The sequence below is a fragment of the Variovorax sp. OK605 genome, from assembly GCF_900115445.1.
In the GTDB taxonomy this organism is placed as follows: Bacteria; Pseudomonadota; Gammaproteobacteria; order Burkholderiales; family Burkholderiaceae_C; genus Variovorax.
Genome location: NZ_FOWL01000005.1, coordinates 398,797 through 416,847 on the forward strand (window position 1 = coordinate 398,797; position 18,051 = coordinate 416,847).

At 70.6% G+C, this 18,051-nt stretch carries 17 protein-coding genes; 5 read left to right on the forward strand and 12 right to left on the reverse strand.

From position 1 onward, the window contains the following. Window positions 1-24: 24 nt before the first annotated feature. From BM013_RS16115 to BM013_RS16135, 5 genes are all read right to left on the reverse strand, one after another. A complete protein-coding gene (locus BM013_RS16115) occupies window positions 25-1,197 on the reverse strand; it encodes an RNA polymerase sigma factor (RefSeq protein WP_093128734.1) in 1,173 nt (390 codons plus the stop codon). A gap of 125 nt (window positions 1,198-1,322) precedes the next feature. After that, window positions 1,323-1,691, reverse strand: a complete 369-nt coding sequence (locus BM013_RS16120) for a YciI family protein (RefSeq protein ID WP_093128624.1) — start codon at window positions 1,689-1,691, stop codon at window positions 1,323-1,325. Window positions 1,692-1,860: 169 nt separating this feature from the next. Continuing rightward, entirely contained in the window at window positions 1,861-3,222 is a 1,362-nt protein-coding gene (locus tag BM013_RS16125) for an NAD(P)H-dependent oxidoreductase (protein WP_093128625.1), read from the reverse strand. Between the two features lie 5 nt (window positions 3,223-3,227). Beyond that, window positions 3,228-4,103, reverse strand: a complete 876-nt coding sequence (locus BM013_RS16130) for a phytanoyl-CoA dioxygenase family protein (RefSeq protein ID WP_093128626.1) — start codon at window positions 4,101-4,103, stop codon at window positions 3,228-3,230. After that, window positions 4,100-4,828: a GntR family transcriptional regulator gene (locus tag BM013_RS16135; protein WP_093128627.1), complete on the reverse strand. Its 729-nt coding sequence runs from the start codon at window positions 4,826-4,828 to the stop codon at window positions 4,100-4,102. The genes BM013_RS16130 and BM013_RS16135 overlap by 4 nt, the downstream gene beginning before the upstream one ends. 115 nt (window positions 4,829-4,943) lie before the next feature. Here BM013_RS16135 and BM013_RS16140 point away from each other — a divergent pair, with 115 nt between their 5' ends. Next, window positions 4,944-5,906 carry a threo-3-hydroxy-L-aspartate ammonia-lyase gene (locus BM013_RS16140; protein ID WP_093128628.1) on the forward strand — a complete coding sequence of 321 codons (963 nt, stop codon included), beginning with the start codon at window positions 4,944-4,946 and terminating at the stop codon, window positions 5,904-5,906. Window positions 5,907-5,933: 27 nt separating this feature from the next. On the opposite strand, the gene BM013_RS16145 is transcribed toward BM013_RS16140, so the two are convergent. The 3 genes from BM013_RS16145 to BM013_RS16155 are packed head-to-tail and all read right to left on the reverse strand — an operon-like array spanning window position 5,934 to window position 8,559. After that, window positions 5,934-6,584: an ABC transporter ATP-binding protein gene (locus tag BM013_RS16145; RefSeq protein WP_093128629.1), complete on the reverse strand. Its 651-nt coding sequence runs from the start codon at window positions 6,582-6,584 to the stop codon at window positions 5,934-5,936. Then, window positions 6,581-7,627, reverse strand: coding sequence for a tRNA (adenosine(37)-N6)-dimethylallyltransferase MiaA (gene miaA, locus BM013_RS16150; RefSeq protein ID WP_093128630.1), 1,047 nt, complete (start codon window positions 7,625-7,627; stop codon window positions 6,581-6,583). The genes BM013_RS16145 and miaA overlap by 4 nt, the downstream gene beginning before the upstream one ends. A gap of 41 nt (window positions 7,628-7,668) precedes the next feature. Then, the gene (locus BM013_RS16155; protein WP_256221525.1) at window positions 7,669-8,559 is read right to left on the reverse strand and encodes an AraC family transcriptional regulator; all 891 of its coding nucleotides are present in this window, start codon (window positions 8,557-8,559) and stop codon (window positions 7,669-7,671) included. 237 nt (window positions 8,560-8,796) lie between these two features. Between BM013_RS16155 and BM013_RS16160 the strand changes: the two genes are divergently transcribed. Genes BM013_RS16160 through BM013_RS16170 form a run of 3 tightly spaced genes read left to right on the forward strand, consistent with a single transcriptional unit; the run spans window position 8,797 to window position 13,219 of the window. Then, the gene (locus BM013_RS16160) at window positions 8,797-10,842 is read left to right on the forward strand and encodes a TonB-dependent receptor (protein WP_093128632.1); all 2,046 of its coding nucleotides are present in this window, start codon (window positions 8,797-8,799) and stop codon (window positions 10,840-10,842) included. Window positions 10,843-10,892: 50 nt separating this feature from the next. Beyond that, the gene (locus BM013_RS16165) at window positions 10,893-11,996 is read left to right on the forward strand and encodes a class I SAM-dependent methyltransferase (protein WP_093128735.1); all 1,104 of its coding nucleotides are present in this window, start codon (window positions 10,893-10,895) and stop codon (window positions 11,994-11,996) included. Then, window positions 11,993-13,219: an MFS transporter gene (locus tag BM013_RS16170; RefSeq protein WP_093128633.1), complete on the forward strand. Its 1,227-nt coding sequence runs from the start codon at window positions 11,993-11,995 to the stop codon at window positions 13,217-13,219. Before BM013_RS16165 ends, BM013_RS16170 begins: the two co-directional genes overlap by 4 nt. Window positions 13,220-13,256: 37 nt before the next feature. Here the strand turns inward: BM013_RS16170 and BM013_RS16175 are convergent, their stop codons facing one another. The 3 genes from BM013_RS16175 to BM013_RS16185 form a co-directional block, all read right to left on the reverse strand. Then, complete coding sequence (locus BM013_RS16175) at window positions 13,257-14,234, reverse strand: alpha/beta hydrolase (protein ID WP_093128634.1); 978 nt, start codon at window positions 14,232-14,234, stop codon at window positions 13,257-13,259. A gap of 232 nt (window positions 14,235-14,466) precedes the next feature. Next, entirely contained in the window at window positions 14,467-16,368 is a 1,902-nt protein-coding gene (gene mutL, locus BM013_RS16180) for a DNA mismatch repair endonuclease MutL (RefSeq protein WP_093128635.1), read from the reverse strand. 61 nt (window positions 16,369-16,429) lie between these two features. Beyond that, window positions 16,430-16,924: a GNAT family N-acetyltransferase gene (locus BM013_RS16185; RefSeq protein WP_093128636.1), complete on the reverse strand. Its 495-nt coding sequence runs from the start codon at window positions 16,922-16,924 to the stop codon at window positions 16,430-16,432. Between the two features lie 47 nt (window positions 16,925-16,971). On the opposite strand from BM013_RS16185, the gene BM013_RS16190 reads away from it, so the two are divergent. Next, complete coding sequence (locus BM013_RS16190; protein ID WP_093128637.1) at window positions 16,972-17,631, forward strand: DedA family protein; 660 nt, start codon at window positions 16,972-16,974, stop codon at window positions 17,629-17,631. Between the two features lie 85 nt (window positions 17,632-17,716). Here BM013_RS16190 and BM013_RS16195 read toward each other — a convergent pair whose 3' ends face one another. Continuing rightward, the gene (locus BM013_RS16195; RefSeq protein WP_093128736.1) at window positions 17,717-18,001 is read right to left on the reverse strand and encodes a glycine zipper domain-containing protein; all 285 of its coding nucleotides are present in this window, start codon (window positions 17,999-18,001) and stop codon (window positions 17,717-17,719) included. Window positions 18,002-18,051 lie beyond the last annotated feature (50 nt).

The window sequence follows — 18,051 nt, forward strand, 5'->3', positions numbered from 1 at the left end:
TCGTTCAAGGCCGGTCAGGGCCAGTCACAGGCGGTCCGACATCGCATGCAGGTACGCCCGCACCACCGCGCTGCTGCTGAGCCCGATCGCACGCGCATAGGCCTGGCGCGCCGCCACGCGCGCGCCGCCGTTCGCGAGCAGGTGCGCCCGCGCCGCCCAGAAGGGCTGGTAGCTGGTCACCTCGCCGGCGGGAATCGCGTCGAGCGCCTGCAGTCCGACCTCCGGTCCCCTGGCGTTGGCCAGCGCGCAGGCACGGCTGACCTGCGCGCCGATGCTCGGGCGCAGCGCCAGCAGGCCTTCGTACAGCGACACCATGGTCTCGGGCGGCACCGGCGCGCCCGCGCGGCGTTCGCAGTGCGCCGACTGGATGGCGGCTTCCAGCTGGTACGCGCCCAGCGACTGCAGCGTGGACGCGTGCCGCAGGTGGTGCTCGGCCTCGGCCAGCAACTGGTGGTTCCAGCGCGTGATGTCCTGCTGGTCGAGCGGCACGTAGGCGCCGGTGTCGCTGCGGCGCGCCGCCATACGCGCATCGCAGAACAGCATGAGCGCCAGCAGGCCGAGCGGCTCGGGCTCCTGCGGCATCAGCCGGCACAGGATGCGGCACAGGTCGATGGCCTCCGCGGTCAGCCCGCGAGGCAGGGCGTCGGCGCCGTCCACGTCGTCCCAGCCGGTGCCGTAGGCCGCGTAGATGCCATCGAGCACGTCCTGCAGCCGGTGCGGCAGGTCGCGCGCCTGCGGGTACTCGAAGGGAATGCCGGCCGCGCGGATGCGGGCCTTGGCGCGCACCAGCCGCTGGCCGAGGGTGGAGGGCGAGGTCAGGAAGGCGCCGGCCATGCGCGCGGCGTCCAGCCCGAGCACGGTCTGCAGCATGAGCGGCGCGCGCGCCGGCGCGTCGATGGCCGGGTGCGCGCACACGAAGAGCAGGCGCAGCCGCTCGTCGGGCACGGCGGCGCCGTCGGTGGTGCCCTCGTCGACCTCGCCGGCCAGCAGCATCAGGCTTTGCGTGGCCTTGTCCTGCACGCGGGTGTGGCGCCAGGCGTCGAGCTTGCGATGGCGCGCCACGCTCAGCAGCCAGGCATCGGGTTGCTGCGGCACACCGTCGGCGGGCCAGCGGTCGAGCGCGCGCGCGAAGGCGTCGGCCAGCGCGTCTTCCGAGGCAGCGATGTCGTGCGTGCGCGCGGACAGGATGGCCAGCAGCCGTCCGTAGGATTCGCGCGCCGCGCGCTCGGCGGCGTTGAACGAAGCCGGCGCAGCGGCTGCTGAAGCTGCGCCGGCCGCTGCAGCAGCAGCCGCCGCAGCCGTGGAAGGCGCCGCCGGGGCAGTCACGCCGCCGATGCCATCGCGGTGGCGGTGAACACGGGGCGCACCTCGACCCCGCCGCTGGTGGCGCAGGGCGCGCGTGCCGCCCATTCGAGCGCCGCGTCCAGGTCGGCCACGTCGATCACGAAGTAGCCGCCGAGCTGCTCCTTGGTGTCGGCGAAGGGGCCGTCCTGCACCTGGCGCTTGTCGCCGCGCACGCGCAGCGTGGTGCCGGTCATGGGCGGCAGCAGGCCGTGGCCGCCGAGCGAAATGCCCGCCTGGCGCACGGCGTCGGCGTAGGCCATCCAGCTGGCGCGGTAGGCCTGGGAGGCGGCGTCTTCGCGTTGCTCGAATTCGGCCGCGGGCTGGTAGAACATCAACATGTACTGCATGGTGTCTCTCCGGTAGGGAAGAAGCTGAGCAGGATCGCTCACCACAATGACGGCCCGCCGGCGGCCATTTCGACACGGGGTGGCCGCGTCGAGCAGAATATTTTTTCGCTTATGGCGGCCGGGCGCAATGCCCCGTTTCCCTGCCGCCCCGGTTCACGGGCCTGTCGGCTCAGGCCGCCCGGGCCTGCACCGCGGGCGTGAACATGGCCTCCATCTCCTGGCGCAGCCTGTAGGCGCCGGTGGCGGTGTCGATCGCCACGTCCGCCCAGCTCAGGCTCTGCCCCTTCTTCACCGGGCGCACCAGCTTGACGTTGTGCGCCAGCCCCAGCGGCAGGCCGCCCAGGCGCAGCGAGCGCTCGGCCGGCAGCAGCTTGCCCCATACGGTGTAGCCGCCTTCGCCGTCGAGCATTTCACCGGCCGCCAGGTCGCGCTTGGCGGTGGCCACCACGTCGGCGTTCCAGCAGCTGGCCACGCCGGTGGCCTCGCCGCGCAGCGCCACGCTGGCCACCGACATGCCGACCTCCAGCCCGATCAGGTGCCAGCGCTTGTACAGCGTGAAGTAGCGCCCGCTCGGGTCGGTGTGGGCGTTGTATTCCTCGAAGCAGTTCTTGATGTAGTCGGTCTCGGCCTCCACCGTGACCCACACGCCCATGCGGATGTCGTACGGAATCTTGCGGCCGTCGGCTTCCAGCGAGGACACCACCTCGACCATGCCCTTGCGCTCGAGCACGCCGCCTTCGCTCTTCGGGCGCGTGACGAAGGGAATGTCTTCCACGCTCGCGGGCGGGTAGAGCAGGCCGTCCGACGGCACGCCGAGGCCGGTGGCGTTGGCCACCGCCGAGCTTTCGATGGACGGCTTGGAGCCGTCGAGGAAGCTGTTGAACATCTTCGGGTTGAGGCCGCCGCGCTTCGCCTGCTCGGGCGTGAGGCCGTAGTTGCCCCACACCGTCTCGGGCGTCGACTCGGTGAAGTGCGGCAGCCACTTGTGGCCGCGCCCGGCCGCCACCACCGGAAAGCCGCAGGTGCGCGCCCAGTCGACCAGGTCGCAGATCAGCGCGGGCTGGTCGCCGAAGGCCAGCGAATACACCACGCCGGCCTGCCGCGCCTTGTGCGCGAGCAGCGGGCCGCAGAAGGCGTCGGCTTCCACCGTCACGTTGACCACGTGCTTGCCGTGCGCGAACGCATCCAGGCAATGGTCGACCGCGGCGATGGGGTTGCCGGTGCACTCGACCACGATGTCGATGGAGGGCTCGCGCGTCACGGCCTGCCAGTCGTCGGTGATCCAGGTGGTGCCGTGCTTCAGCGCCTCCTGCACCGAGCCGGCGGCGGCGCGTCCGGGCTGCCAGCCCACGCGCTCCAGGTTGACGCGGGCCGCGTCGGGCGACAGGTCGGCAATGGCCACCAGCTGCACGCCGGGCGTGCGCGGAATCTGCGCGAGGTACATGGCGCCGAACTTGCCGGCGCCGATCAGGCCGATGCGGATGGGGCGGCCTTCGGCGGCGCGTTGCTGCAGGCGGGTATAGAGGCTCATGGTGTTCAGGCCTCCACGGGTTCGATCAGCGCGAGCGAGGTGCGCAGCGCGCTCTCGGGCAGGCCGCTCTTCCACGGCACGTCGACCGGGTAGGGCTTGAGCAGGCAGTCGTCGGGCAGCATCTCGATGGGCGTGAAGTCACGGTGCGCGATGTACTCGGGCCGCTTGTGCCGGCGGATGTGGTTGCTGACCGCGCACAGGCTCAGGTACACCGCCACGCGGTTGAACGGCGACAGGTTGCTGCCCGAGGCATGCACCAGGCAGCTGTGGAACAGGATCATCGAACCGGCCGGGCCCTTGGGCGAGACGATGCCGCCCTGCTTGCCGCCGGCGCGCTCCACCAACTGGCGGATCAGGTCGTTGTCGACCGTCCACAGCGGGTAGCTGGTGGTGGTGAGGTCGTGCTTCGCATCGACCACGCCCTTGCGGTGGCTGCCCGGAATGAACATCAGCGGGCCGTTGTGCTCGGTCACGTCGTCCAGGAAGATCGCGACGTTCATCGCGCGCTCGGTGGGCATCAGGTCGTCGTTGAGCCAGGTGCCGTAGTCCTGGTGCCACTGCCACACCTCGCCTTCGAAGGCCATCTTGCCGTTGATCTTGAACTGGTGCATGTAGACCTCTTCCTCGAAGAGATCGCTCACCGGGCCCACCATGCGCGGGTGCCGCGCCAGCCGAGCGAAAGGCTCGCTGATGAGGTGCGCGGCGAAGTTGGTGCGCACGGCGTCGGAGCCTTTCTCGCGCACGTTGAAGGCCTCGCGCTTGCTGTACAGCTCGGGCACCGCGTCGGTCAGTGCCCTGGTTTCCTCGGGCGAGAAATGGCCGGGAAAGAACAGGTATCCGTCGCGCTCGAACTGCGCGCGTTGCTCGGGGGTCAGCTTCATGCCTTGTCTCCTTTTTTTCGCTGGGTGGTCTGCGGGGTGGGTCCGGGGGAAGGGGTGGCGGCGCGCGCCAGTTGCTGCGCGAGCCGCTCGCCCAGTGCCTCGCTGGCCTGCGAGACGTGCTCCTCGCTCAGGCGCGCGGCGCGCTCCACGTGGCCGGCGGCAATGGCCTGGGCAATGGCTTCGTGCTCGTCCCACAGCGATTCGCGCTGCGGCTCGGCCTGCAGCACCGCGCCCATCGCGCGGCGCAGGTGGCGCCAGTGGGGCGCGGCGCTCTGGCCGATGAGCGGGTTCCCCGAGGCCTCGTAGATGGCCTGGTGAAAGGCCACGTCGGCGTCGAGCATGGCTTCCACATTGCGCCCGCGCGCCGCGCGCCGGCCCCGTTCGATGAGCTTGGGGTCGATGCGAAAGCGCTGCTGCGCCGCCAGCCGCGCGGCCAGCACGTCGAGCGCGCCGCGCACCTGGTAGACCTTGCGCATCGCCTCGGCCTCCAGCGGCGCCACCAGCACGCCGCGGCCGGGCGCGTCGAGCACGAAGCCGTCCTTCTTCAGCAGCCGCAGTGCCTGCAGCACGGGCTGGCGCGAGACCGAGAGGCGCTGCGCGATGTCTTCCTGCGTGATGCGCTCGCCCGGCGCGAGCGTGCCGCTGCTGATGGCGCCGAGCAGGGCGCGGTAGACCTGGTCGACGAGGTCGGGGGCGACTTCGATGCTGAGGAGCTGGGCGGGCATGGCGGGTCTCTCTTTGAACTCTGTATACAGAGTACGAACTTTGCGGCCGGCGCGTATCCCGGGTTTTTACCCATCGGGACTGCAAAAAAATGCAAGCCGCCGCTAAGCTCGGCGCATGCAACTACCTACCTACGACGACGTCATCGCCGCGGCCGCGCGGCTCGAGGGCCATGCCCACCGCACGCCGGTGCTGCGCTCCAGCACCGCCAACGCGCGCTGGGGCGCGGAGTTCTTCTTCAAGTGCGAGAACTTCCAGCGCATGGGCGCGTTCAAGTTCCGCGGTGCGTTCAATGCGCTGTCTAAGTTCGACGCCACGCAGCGCAAGGGCGGCGTGATCGCGTTCTCGTCGGGCAACCATGCGCAGGCCATCGCGCTGTCGGCGCGCCTGCTGTCGATGCCGGCCGTGATCGTCATGCCCAAGGACGCGCCGGCGGCCAAGGTGGCCGCCACCAAGGGCTACGGCGCCGAAGTGGTGATGTACGACCGCTTCACCGAGGACCGCGAGGCCCTGACCAGGCGGCTCGCGCAGGAGCGCGGCATGACGATGATTCCGCCGTACGACCATCCCGACGTGCTCACGGGCCAGGGCACGGCGGTGAAGGAACTGATCGAGGAAACCGGCCCGCTCGACCACCTGTTCGTGTGCCTCGGCGGCGGCGGTCTGCTGTCGGGCTCGGCGCTGTCGGCGCGCGCGCTGGCGCCCGAATGCAAGGTCTACGGCGTGGAACCCGAGGCGGGCAACGACGGCCAGCAGTCGTTCCGGACCGGGAAGATCGTGCACATCGAAACGCCGAAGACCATCGCCGACGGCGCGCAGACGCAGCACCTGGGCGAGTACACCTTCGGCATCATCCACCGTGACGTGGACGACATCTTCACGGTGACCGACGAGCAGCTCGTGGAAGCCATGCGCTTCTTCGCCGAGCGCATGAAGATGGTGGTGGAGCCCACCGGCTGCCTCGCGTTCGCGGGCGCCATCGCGGCGGCCAAGGCCATCGAAGGCCAGCGCGTGGGCATCGTGATCAGCGGCGGCAACGTCGACCTGTCGCGCTTCGCCGCGCTGATCGCGCCGCAGTAACCCGGCACTGACTCGACGGAGCCGCGCTCAGGCGCGGATGCCGCTGGCCGTCAGGTGCAGCAGGCGGTCCGCGCGGGCCGCCGCGCTCTCGGAGTGCGTGACCAGCACCAGCGACGCCCCGTGCTCGCGGGTCTGGCCGATCAGCAGGTCCATCACCTTCGCGGCGGTCGAGGGGTCGAGGTTGCCCGTGGGCTCGTCGGCCAGCAGCAGGGCGGGGCGGTGCACCAGCGCACGCGCAATCGCCACGCGCTGCAGCTGGCCGCCCGACAGCGTCTGCGGCAGCCGCGCGCCCATGCCGGGCAGGCCGACCGCGTCGAGCATCTTCGCCACGCGGCCTTGTTCGTTCTGCCGGCCCAGCAGCATCAGCGGCAGCGCCACGTTCTGCGCCACGTCCAGGTGCGGCAGCACATGGAAGGCCTGGAACACGAAGCCCACATGGCGGCGCCGCCAGAGCGCGCAGGCTTCGCCGCCGAGCGCGCCGATGTCGGTGCCGTCGTGCGTCACCGTGCCCTGGTCCCAGCTGTCGAGGCCGGCCATGCAGTTGAGCAGGGTCGACTTGCCGACGCCCGATTCCCCCACGATGGCGACGAACTCGCCGGGCTCGACGCCGAGCGTCACGTTCTCGAAGACAGGCGCTTCGCCGTAGTGCTTGCCGAGGTTGGTTATGCGCAGCGTCATCCGGCGTGGGGTGCTTGAGTTGCTTGAGTGGCCTGGGCCATGAGTCGAACGGCGGTCTGCACGGCGTCGGGCGCGTCGCAGGCGATCACGGTGCGCTGCGGCATGCTGCGCAGCCACGTGACCTGCCGCTTGGCGAGCTGGCGCGTGGCCGCGATGCCGCGTTCGCGCAGGTCGGCCATGGCCTTGGCGCCGGGCGCCGCATCGCCGCAGGCGTCCAGCGTTTCCCAGGCCTGCCGGTAGCCGACGCAGCGCATCGAGGGCAGGTCGGTCGACAGGTCGCCGCGCGCACGCAGCGCGCGCACCTCGTCGAGGAAGCCGGCCGCCAGCATCGCGTCGAAGCGCTCGGCAATGCGGCCGTGCAGCCAGGCGCGGTCGCCCGGCTCCAGCGAGAACAGCATGCCGCCTTCGAGCGGCCGGGCCGTCTTGTTGTCGCTCGCATGAAAGCTCGACAGCGGCTTGCCGCTGGTGGCCCACACCTCGAGCGCGCGCTGGATGCGCTGGCTGTCCTGCGGCGCGAGCCGCGCGGCCGTTACCGGGTCGACCTGCGCGAGCCGCGCGTGCATGGCGGGCCAGCCGTGCGCGGCGGCGTCGGCGTCGATGTGCGCGCGCACGGCCGCGTCGGCCGGGGGCATGGCGTCGATGCCGTCGAACAGCGCCTTGAAGTACAGCATGGTGCCGCCCACCAGCAGCGGCAGCGCGCCGCGCGCGCGGATCTCGCCGACGAGCCGCGTGGCGTCGGCCACGAAGGCGGCGGCGCTGTAGCTCTCGCGCGCATCGAGGATGTCGATCAGGTGGTGCGGCACGGCGGCCTGCTCGGCGGCGGTGGGCTTGGCGGTGCCGATGTCCATGCCGCGATAGACCAGGGCCGAGTCGACCGAAATGATCTCCACCGGCTGCAGGCGGGCCAGCGCGAGCGCGGCGGCGGTCTTGCCGGAGGCCGTGGGGCCGGCCAGTGCAAGGTAACGAAGAGGAGCGGGAGAGGGGGCGGCGCCTGGCGATGCCGGGGTGGCGGCCTCGGCCACCGGAACGAAGCTGGGAGACATGGTGCGCCGAGGGTAGCAAATGGCGCGAGCCCGCCCGTGCTTCAGGTCTTGCGGCCCCGCACCGTTTTTGGCGTGCGGCCATGGAACCGGGTGAAGGCCGCGCTGAAATTCGCCGGGTGCGCGTAGCCCACCTGCCATGCGGCCTGCGCGACCTGGCTGCCGGCCTCCAGCAGCGCAAGCGCGCGGCGCATGCGCAGTTCGAGCAGCAGGCGGTAGGGGCTGGCGCCGAACAGTTCCTGGCAGCCGCGCTGCAGCTTCGATTCGCCGAGGCCGACGCTGGCGCAGAGGTAGGCCACGGTCAGCGGCGATTGCATCTGCGCCTGCATGAGGTCGCGCGCCTGCTCGAGCTTGCGGATGTCCTCCGGGCTGAAGGCGGTGCTTGCCGGCGCCGGTGTTGGGGCTGGGGCTTGCAGCGCGCGCATCTCGTTGGCCAGCAGGGTCAGCGCGTGGATGTGCAGGTCGAGCGGGCTCGGTGCCTCCCGCGCGGTGCGCCGGCCGAGTGCCGCTGCATGCACGGCGCTCGCGGCGCAGGTGCGCCCGAAGGCCAGCTCGCGCAGGCCGGTGTCGGGCAGCAGCCTGCGGCGGCCTTCCTCGCCGAAGTAGCGCAGCACCGTGTCTTCGTCGACCAGCAGGCGCAGTTGCGTGACCGCTTCGCCGGCACGGTAGCGCCGCTCGCCCACGCTGTCGCGCGCGGCCGAGATGGTGGTGAATCCCGCGCTGAAGGCCAGCCGCTCGCCGCCGTGGGCCTCGTAGCCCGAGTCGCCCTGCAGCGCGAAGGTGAGGATCAACCGGCGCGTGCCGTCCTGCTGCGCGCTGTGCTCGGCGAGGTCGCGCAGCGGCAGGTAGCGCGAGCGCACCACGGCCAGGCCGCGGTCGATCTGCAGGCGCTCCGCGTGGCAGTCGCCCACCGCGTCGGGCAGTTGCTGGCGCACCCAGCCCGGCGCGGCGGAAGGGGCGGTGCGGACTTCGGTGGCGGCGATGCGAAAGGCGATGGCGAGGCTCGGTGAAACGGGTGGCGAAACGGGATGGCGCGGTGGCCGAAAGCGAATGCATACGAAACAGCCCGGAATGCAATCGAATCAGATGATAGTCATTCTCGTTTGGAAATACGCTTGTTCGAGCTTCCCGTCACGGCCTCGACCCTCTTTTTCTCCTTGCGATTTCCACACATGGCTTCACTGCTTTTCTCTCCCGGGGCGCGCGCGGCCTGGGCTTGCCCGCTGTTGTGCGCGCTGTGCGGCACGGCCGCCGCGCAGCATCAGGACAGCGCCCCCGCGTTGCCCGCGATCTCCGTCACCGCCACCAAGCAGGCGCAGCCGCTGGACGCGGTGCCGGCCAGCGTGTCGGTGCTCGACGGCGACACGCTCGAGGCGCAGGGCGCAACCGGCCTGCAGACGCTGGAGCAGCTCACGCCCGGCCTGAGCTTCCAGCCCTTCGGCCAGGCCGGCGTGCTGTCGCCGGTGATGCGCGGGATCAGCGCCAACTTCTTCAGCTTCTCGTCGTCCACGCTGCTGCTGCTCGACGGCGTGCCCACGCTGATGGCGCAGGGCTTCGACGACGCGCTGCTCGACGTCGACCGCGTCGAGGTGCTGCGCGGCCCGCAGTCGACGCTGTACGGGCGCAATGCGGAAGCGGGCGTCATCGGCATCCACACGCGCCGCCCCGGCAACGAAGCGCGCACCACCGTGGGCGTGGAGGCGGGCAGCCGCGACCGCCGCGCGCTGCGCTTCTCGCTGAGCCGGCCGCTGGTGGAAGACGCGCTCTACGCGAGCATCGCGGCCGAGAGCTCGCGCCAGGACGGCTTCATCCGCAACACCCTCACCGGCCGCACCGAGGACGACCGCGAACGCCGCGCGCTGCGCCTGGCGCTGCGCTGGACGCCCAGCGTGCGCACCGACGCCACGCTGCGCTTCGCCAGCCAGGACTACGACGACGGCGCGGCCCTGTGGGGCTCGCCAGGCGCCGAGCGTGCCACGGTGCGTTCAGGCACGCCGAGCTTCAACCGATCGCGCGGGCGCAGCCTGTCGCTGGACGTGACGCACACCTTCGGCAATGAGCTGCGCCTGCGTTCCATCACCGCGCAGAACAACGTCGACGACCGCGTGCAGCAGGACACCGACTTCCAGAGCGCCGACCTGCTCCACATCGGCCGCAACCACCGCTTTCGCACGCTGTCGCAGGAGCTGCGGCTCGAAGGCCGGCTCGGCGGCGCGCAGTGGCTCGCGGGCGTGTACCTCGACCGCGACGACCATGACCTGCTGAACGAGCAGAAGCTGCCGCTCGTGAGCAGCCTCACGCCGGCCACGCTCGACGGCCATTCGTCGGCGCTGTTCACGCACTGGAGCGTGCCGCTGGGCGGAGCGTGGTCGGTGTCTGCGGGGGCGCGCGTCGAGCGCAACGCGGTGCGCTTCACGGCTGGCGACGGTGCGGGCAATGCGGGCGGTGCGGGCAATGCAGGCAGCGCGGCGCGGAAGGCCGGCTGGACGCATGTCTCGCCCAAGTTCGCGCTGCAGTACCAGCTCGCGCCCACGCACCAGCTGTATGCGAGCCTGTCCGACGGCTTTCGCGCGGGCGGCTTCAACGTCTTCGTGCCGGCCGCGCGCTATGCGGCCTACCAGCCGGAGAAGGTGCGCTCGCTGGAGTTCGGCGCCAAGGGCACCGTCGCCGGGCAACGGCTGCGCTACGCGGCCTCGGTGTATGCCATGCGCGTGAACGACATGCAGGTGCAGCAGATGCCGGTGCCGGGCACGGTGTACGTGACCAACGCCGCATCGGCGCATGCGACCGGTGCCGAGTTCGAGCTCGACTACCTCTTCGGCCAGGGCTGGCAGCTGCGCGCCGGCCTGGCGCTGAACCGCACGCGCTTCGATCGCTTTCGCGACGGCATCGCCGTGTACGACGGCCACCGCAACCCGTTCGCGCCCGACATCGACGGCCACGTCGGCCTGCGCTACGACGCGCCCAAGGGCTGGCACGTGCAGGCCACGCTGTCGGGCACGGGCAAGGTCTACCTCGACGCGGCCAACCGCTACAGCCGCAACGGCCACGGCCGGCTCGACATGTCGGCCGGCTACACGCAGGGCCCGTGGGAACTCACGGCCTACGTGCGCAACCTGGCCAACCGGCGCTACGACGCCGTGGGCTACCAGAACGGCATCGTCTCCGTCTACAGCCCGCCGCGCGAAGTCGGTGTGCGGCTGAACTGGCGGATGTGATGCGCGCGCCGTTTTTCTCTTTCAACACTGCCTTGGTGAATCCGACAGCCATGCCTTTCAGCTACCACCCCCATCCCTTGCAACGCTACTGGGACATCGCCTCGGCCGCCGTGCAGGCCGACGCGCTGGCCGCCGCGCTGGAGCTCGGCGTGCCCGACGCGCTGCGCGACTACGCCACCGCGCACGACACCGCCCGGCGGCTCGGTCTGCAGCCCGCGGCCACCGCGCCGCTGCTCGACCTGCTGTGGAGCATCGACGTGCTCGATCGCACCGAAGCCGACGGCGACATGCCGCACCGCTACCGCGTGAGCGAAGGCGCGCGCCGCTACCTGCTGGCCGACGCGGCGGCGTTCTGCGCCGACGCCTTGCTGTTTCGCCTGCGCAGCCTGCGTGGGGCGGGCGGACGGCTGGGCGGGCAGCTTCGCCCGGAGCAAGGGCAAGACGTGCCGCGCGCCCCCACCGGCTCCGACCTCGACTGGGCGCAGGCCGCGCGCGTGCAGATCGGCCAGGAACAGCGCGCGGTGAGCGTCGATGCCGCGCTGCACGTGATGGCGCGCGTGCCCGAGGCCGCGCAGACGCGGCGCTGGCTCGACCTGGGTGGCGGACCGGGATGGATCGGCATTGCACTGGCCAAGCTCTGGCCCGATTCGCAAGGCGTGGTGTTCGACGGCCCGGCGACGGCCGCGGTTGCCGGGGAGAACATCGCGCGCGAGCAGCTGTCGCACCGGGTGCGCGCCGTGGGCGGCGACATCGGCGGCGATGCAGGTGGCCGTACAGGTGATGGTGCAGGTGGTGACGCCGGGGGCGACAGGACGCGCGACAGCATCGGCGAAGGCTACGACCTCGTCTGGTGCTCGTCGGTGCTGCACTTCGTGCCCGACGTCGACGCGATGCTGCGCAGGGTGCTGGCGGCGCTGCGCCCCGGTGGCCTCCTTGTCTGCGCGCATGCCGAGGTGGGCGCCTCGCGCGAGCAGGCCGCGGCGGTGCTGCCGTTCTACCTGCCGATGATGGTGCTCGGGCGCCACGTGGGCGCGGCCGGCTCGGGCGAGGCCGCGCTGGAGCGCGCGGGCTTCCAATGCCTGCGGCGCTTCGCGTCGCCGGAGTTCCCGATGGCGCCGCTGCAGGTGCTGGTGGCGCGCAGGCCCAACGCATGAGCCGCCTGCGCGAGAACCTGCACCAGGCGCTCTTCGCGGGGCTGAACCTGGCGACGACCGCGCCCAGCGTGTACCTCTGGCTGGGGCTGCCGGTGCTGATGCGGCAGCACGGCTGGAGCGGGTGGGAGATCGGCCTCTTCCAGCTCGCGGGGTTGCCGGCGGTCTTCAAGTTCCTGCTGGCCGTGCCGGTGGAGCGGTATCGCTTCAGGGGCGGGCAGTACCGCGGATGGGCGGTGCTGCTGTGCCTGGGCTTCGCGGCGGTGCTCGCGCTGCTGGGGCAACGCGAACTGCTGTCGGACCGCGTCACGCTCTGCGTGCTGGCCGTCGCCTCCGCGTTGATGGCGACGTGGGCCGACATTCCCGTCAACGCGCTCGCCATTCGCCTGCTGCCCGCGTCGGCGCGCCTGCGTGCGGGCGGCCTGCGCTCGGCGGCGCTGTCGCTGGGGGCCATCGTCGGCGGCGGGCTGATGCTGCTGGTGCAGGCGAAGTGGGGGTGGGCCGCGCCGTTCTGGTTCATGGCGGGCCTGCTGGTAATCGGCGCGCTCGCGCTGCTGTGCATCGACGAAGGCGCGGCGCCGATCGCTGCGCAGGCACCGCTCGCTTCGCGCGGCGTGTCGAGCGGCCGTGCGCAGGGCTACTTCGCGCAGCCGGGCGCCCGCGCGTGGACCGTGCTGCTGCTGTCGTGCTTCCCGTTCATCGGCGCGGCGTGGTTCTTCCTGAAACCGCTGCTGCTCGACCGCGGCTTTGCCGTGCCGCAGGTCGCGTGGCTGGTGGGCGTAGGCGGCGGGCTGGTCGCGGCGGTGGCCAGCGTGGTGGCTGCCGGCGTCGTCCGGCGCGTCGGCGTGGCGCGCGCGGTGCCGGGCGTCACGCTGCTGGGCTTCCTGTGCATCGCCGTGCTCGCGGCCGTGGTGGCGTTGCGCGCGCCGGCGGCATGGCTGGGCGCCGCGGCGCTGCTGGTCGCGCTGGCGATGGGCGCGGCGGCCTCGCTGGCCTTCGGGCTGATGATGTTCTTCGCACGTGACGGCCACCAAGCGGCCGACTACGGCCTGCAGGCCAGCCTGTTCGCGCTGAGCCGCCTGGCGGTGCCGGTGGGCGCGGGCTTCCTGCTCGACCGCACGGGCTACGCGGGCATGCTGTGCGGGCTTGCGTTGGCGATGGGCGGGGTGTTCGTCTTCGCGCTGCGCGGCAGCGGCGCGATCGGGCGCACAGCGGCGCCCGGGTGAGGGTCAGGCAGGGCCTGCCAAGGCCTGTCGGATCCGGTCAGATCGCGGCCGGCACCGGCGTCTGCACCTTGCCGCTCACATCCTGCGGCGTGAGCGCGCCGGTTGCCGGCGGGGCAAGGCGCGGTGTCGGCCGCGGCGCGCCGCCGTTGCTGGCGACCATGCTTTCCGGCTTCATGCGGAACAGCTGCGTGAGCGCCGCGCGGTACTGCGTTTCGCCGACCGAGTTGGTGTTGTGGTGCGAGCCGCCCTCGACCAGCACGAACAGCTTGGGCACGGTGGCCGCGTCGTAGAGCTTGCGGCCCAGCGTGGGGTTGATCAGGCTGTCGGCGGTGCCGTGCACCACGAGCAGCGGCGAGCCGATGTCCTTGACCTTGTTGATCGCCTCGAAGCGCTGCGTGATGAGCGGGCTGAACGGCAGCCAGCCCCACTTGAAGCTGCTGACCACGTCGGCGATCGAGGTGAAGGTGCTCTCCACGATGGTGCCGCTCTCGTCGTTCACATGTGCCGCCAGGTCGATGCCGATGGCACCGCCCAGCGAGTGGCCGAAGATGTAGCGGTGCTGCTTGGGGTGGCGCGCGGCCAGCCAGGTCCAGGCGGCGCGGGCGTCCTCGCGGGCCGATTCCTCCGAGGGCAGGCCCTTGGAGCTCTTGCCGAAGCCGCGGTAGTCGATGGCCAGCACCGAGAAGCCCAGCTCGTGCATGCGCTGGATGCGCGGCGCCGAGCCGGCCACGTTGTAGCGGGCGCCGTGCAGGTACAGCAGCACGGGCGTGTCGGTGGTCTCGGGCGCGCCGCCCAGCCACAGGCCGTGCAGGCGGGCCGGCTCGCCGGTGAGGGAGGACTGGAAGTCGATCCACACGTCCTCCATGCCCTGGGCCATGGAGGCGGTGTTACCCCAGCTGCGGTCGCTGGGCTGGAAGATCCATTCGCGCTGCTGGGCGTCGAGCGTCGAGCAACCGGCTGCCAGCAGGGCGCAGAGCGAGAGGACAGACGCGAGGAGGGTCCAGCGTTTCATCATGGGGTTGAGGGACAGCGAAGTCGGCCTAAAAGTTTCACCTGCTCTCACCGCGATGCGCCGACATTGCACCTTGGTAACCCCCCGACACAACGCTCATTGGCGCTTTGCAGAACCTATGCAACGTGCGTGCCCGCCATCCCGATGACGTACGCCGGCCTGCGGAAAACCCTAGAAAAACGGCGAAAAGGGCCCGTCAGGCCCTTGAAAATCACCCAAAACGTGCGTAATCGAGCTATCGACCGCGCATGAACAGCGAATCGAGCTCGCGGATCGACAGCTGCCGCCAGGTCGGCCGACCGTGGTTGCACTGGTCCGAACGTTCTGTTGCTTCCATCTGGCGTAACAGTGCGTTCATCTCGTCGATCGTGAGCTTGCGGTTGGCCCGTACCGCCCCGTGGCAGGCCATGGTGGACAGCAGTTCGTTCTGCGCGCGCTGCACCACGGTGCTGGCGTCGTGCTGGCCCAGTTCGGCCAGCACGCTGCGCGCCAGCTCCACCGGATCGCCGTCGGCCAGCGTTCCGGGCACGGCGCGCACCGCGAGCGTGCGCGGCGAGAAGGGCGTGATTTCCAGCCCCAGCGTCGGCAGCACCGCCGCGCAGGCCTCGGCCGTGGCCACTTCCTGCGGCGTGGCGGCGAAAGTGGCCGGAATCAGCAGCGGCTGGCTGCTGATGGAAGCACCGTCGAGTTGCGTCTTCAGCCGCTCGTAGACGATGCGCTCGTGCGCCGCGTGCATGTCGACGATCACCAGGCCCTGGCTGTTCTCGGCCAGGATGTAGATGCCCTGCAGCTGCGCCAGCGCGCGGCCCAGCGGCCAGGCGTCGCCTTGCGTGGCCAGGGGGGCGGGCGGGCGGAATTCGGTGGCGGCCATATCGGCGCCATTGGCGCCATTCGCTCCATTGGCTCTGTCCGCTTGCGGCCATGCGGCGGGCGTCGACTCCGCCGCATGGTCGGGCGCGCGCGGCTCGGTGCGTTGCGGCCACATCGCCTCGAAATCGCCTTCGCCGCGTTCACGAGCTACGAAATTGATAGCGGGTTGCGCCCAGCTGGCGTTCGGTGGCAGTGGATTCGCCTTGAAGAACGACTGCTGCGGCGCGGCCGGCACCACGGCGTCGCTGGCGCGCGGGGCGGCCAGCGCGTCCTCGATGGCGTGGCGCACCGCCTGGTGCACCTCGCGCCCGTCGCGAAAGCGCACCTCGATCTTGGTCGGGTGCACGTTCACGTCGACCCGCGAGGGGTCGATCTCGAGGTACAGCACGTAAATGGGCTGGCGCTGGCCGTGCAGCACGTCCTCGTAGGCGCTGCGCACGGCGTGCGACAGCACCTTGTCGCGCACGAAGCGGCCGTTGACGTAGAAGAACTGCTGGTCGCCGCGCGAGCGTGCCGCGTCGGGAATGCCGGCGCGGCCGACCACGCGCACCGCGCCGCCCGTGCGGTCGACGGCCACGCTCTGCGACACGAAGTCGTCGCTCAGCGCGTCGGCCAGGCGCTGTTCGCGCACCGTGGCGGCGCGCCACTGCTCGACCAGCTTGCCGTCGTGCCAGACAGAGAAACCCACTTCGGGCCGCGCCAGCGCATGGCGGCGCACCGCCTCGATGCAGTGGGCCAGTTCGGTGGCGTCGGTCTTCAGGAACTTGCGGCGCGCCGGCGTCGCGAAGAACAGCTCGCGCACCTCCACCGTGGTGCCCGTGGCGCGCGCCACCGGCCGCAGTTCGCCGGTGCGCCCGTCGAGCGCGTAGGCCGTGTCCGCGCCGGTGAAGCGCGAAAGAATGCTGAGTTCGGCGATCGCATTGATGGCCGCGAGCGCCTCGCCGCGAAAGCCCATCGTGCCGACCGTCTCGAGGTCGTTCAGGCTCGCGATCTTGCTGGTGGCATGGCGGCGCAGGGCCACCGTGAGCTCTTCGCGCGGAATCCCCAGGCCGTCGTCTTCCACGGAGATCAACCGCACGCCGCCCGAAGCCAGCCGCACCGTGATGTGGCTGGCACCCGCGTCGAGCGCGTTGTCCAGCAGCTCGCGCACCACCGAGGCGGGCCGCTCGACCACTTCGCCGGCGGCGATCTGGCTGATCAGCTCATCGGGAAGCTCGCGGATCGGACGGCGTTGGATAGGGGCGATGGAAGTGGGGAGGGCGCTCACCGGGGCATTCTAAAAGCGCTGTGTTCCCCGGCGCTCTGCCAGGGCGTTCGACGCGGGATGCTCAGGCCTGCAACTGCTTGAACATCACATACGCATCGACGAACCCGTGCTGCGGATGCCTGAACGCGCCGGGCAGCGTGCCCACGATGGCGAAGCCCAGCTTGCGCCAGAGGCGCACCGCGCCCTCGTTGGTCGACACCACGAAGTTGAACTGCATCGCGCGAAAGCCCATGCGCAGCGCCTCCTGCTGCGAGTGTTCGCACAGCGCGGAGGCCACGCCCAGGCCGCGCGCCGCTTCGGACACCACATAGCCGCAGTTGCTCACGTGCGCGCCGTGGCCGGGCTGGTTGGCCTTGATGACATAGGTGCCGAGCACCGCGCCCTGCTCGTCGCAGGCGACGAAGGTGCCGGCGGGCAGGGTCATCCATGCGTGGCGGACCTCGGCCTCGGTGACGTCGGTGGCGAAGGTGTAGGTGTCGCCGCGGCGGAAGGTGGGCTCGAGCAGGGACCAGAGGGCCGGCCAGTCCGCATCGGTGGCGGCGCGTATGTGCAGCATGGGGTGATTCAGAGAGCGTTCGGGTTCAGCAAGGATAATCCGCGCCCATGGAAATCATCAGCTTTCTCGTCGACTTCATCCTGCACGTCGACAAACATCTCGAGGCCTTCGTCATTGCCTACGGCCCCTGGGTCTACGCGCTGCTGTTCCTCATCGTCTTCGTGGAGACCGGCGCGGTGGTCATGCCGTTCCTGCCCGGGGACTCGCTGCTCTTCATCGTCGGCGCACTGTGCGGCGCGGGGCTCATGAACTTCCCGCTGGCCTGCGGCATCCTGATTGCCGCGGCCATCCTGGGCGACCAGTGCAACTACTCGATCGGGCGCTACTTCGGGCCGAAGGTGTTCCAGTGGGAGAACTCGCGCTTGTTCAACCGCAAGGCCTTCGACCAGGCCCACGGTTTCTACGAGCGCTACGGCGGCATCACGATCATCCTGGCGCGCTTCATGCCATTCATTCGCACCTTCGCGCCCTTCGTGGCCGGCGTGGCCGAAATGAGCCGCGCGAAGTTCACCATGTTCAATGTGGTGGGCGGGCTGATCTGGGTGCTGGGCATTGCCACCGCCGGCTACTTCTTCGGCAACCTGCCGTTCGTGCGCCAGCACCTGGACAAGATCATCTGGGCGCTGATCTTCGTGCCGGGCCTCTTGGCCATCTTCGGCGCATGGCGCGCCTCGAAGGCGGAGAAGGCGCGCGAAGCGCAGGCCTGAACGTCGCTCATTCACCCATGAAAAAAGCGCGCCGGAGGGCGCGCTTTTTCGTTGGGGGCTTGATGACTCAGTTGACTCGTCAGGCTCAATAGTTGGGCCCGTTGCCCGGGTAGTAGCCGCTGCCTTGCGGGTAGCGCTGGCGGTTGTAGTTGCGCTCGTCTGCATTGCGGCCGACCTGGTTGCCGATGATGCCGCCGATGGCCGCGCCACCCACGGTGGCTGCGGTGTTGCCGCCGATGGCATTGCCCACCAGCGCACCGCCTACTGCACCGACACCAGTACCGAGGTTCTGGTTGGGGCCGCTTGCGCAGCCTGCAATCGTCATGACCGAAGTGGCTGCGGCTGCAGCGATCCAGAGACGTGTGTTCATGATGTCCACCTTTCGAAGAGTGATGGGTCATCATGTCCAGAAGGCCCGCG

Coding starts and splice junctions, on each gene's coding strand:
- BM013_RS16160 (WP_093128632.1), top strand. CDS start 8,797: ATGGCTTCACTGCTTTTCTCTCCCGGGGCGCGCGCGGCCTGGGCTTGC.
- BM013_RS16185 (WP_093128636.1), bottom strand. CDS start 16,924: ATGCTGCACATACGCGCCGCCACCGATGCGGACTGGCCGGCCCTCTGG.
- BM013_RS16165 (WP_093128735.1), top strand. CDS start 10,893: ATGCCTTTCAGCTACCACCCCCATCCCTTGCAACGCTACTGGGACATC.
- BM013_RS16140 (WP_093128628.1), top strand. CDS start 4,944: ATGCAACTACCTACCTACGACGACGTCATCGCCGCGGCCGCGCGGCTC.
- BM013_RS16190 (WP_093128637.1), top strand. CDS start 16,972: ATGGAAATCATCAGCTTTCTCGTCGACTTCATCCTGCACGTCGACAAA.
- BM013_RS16120 (WP_093128624.1), bottom strand. CDS start 1,691: ATGCAGTACATGTTGATGTTCTACCAGCCCGCGGCCGAATTCGAGCAA.
- BM013_RS16195 (WP_093128736.1), bottom strand. CDS start 18,001: ATGAACACACGTCTCTGGATCGCTGCAGCCGCAGCCACTTCGGTCATG.
- BM013_RS16130 (WP_093128626.1), bottom strand. CDS start 4,103: ATGAAGCTGACCCCCGAGCAACGCGCGCAGTTCGAGCGCGACGGATAC.
- BM013_RS16170 (WP_093128633.1), top strand. CDS start 11,993: ATGAGCCGCCTGCGCGAGAACCTGCACCAGGCGCTCTTCGCGGGGCTG.
- BM013_RS16145 (WP_093128629.1), bottom strand. CDS start 6,584: ATGACGCTGCGCATAACCAACCTCGGCAAGCACTACGGCGAAGCGCCT.
- BM013_RS16125 (WP_093128625.1), bottom strand. CDS start 3,222: ATGAGCCTCTATACCCGCCTGCAGCAACGCGCCGCCGAAGGCCGCCCC.
- miaA (WP_093128630.1), bottom strand. CDS start 7,627: ATGTCTCCCAGCTTCGTTCCGGTGGCCGAGGCCGCCACCCCGGCATCG.
- BM013_RS16175 (WP_093128634.1), bottom strand. CDS start 14,234: ATGATGAAACGCTGGACCCTCCTCGCGTCTGTCCTCTCGCTCTGCGCC.
- BM013_RS16135 (WP_093128627.1), bottom strand. CDS start 4,828: ATGCCCGCCCAGCTCCTCAGCATCGAAGTCGCCCCCGACCTCGTCGAC.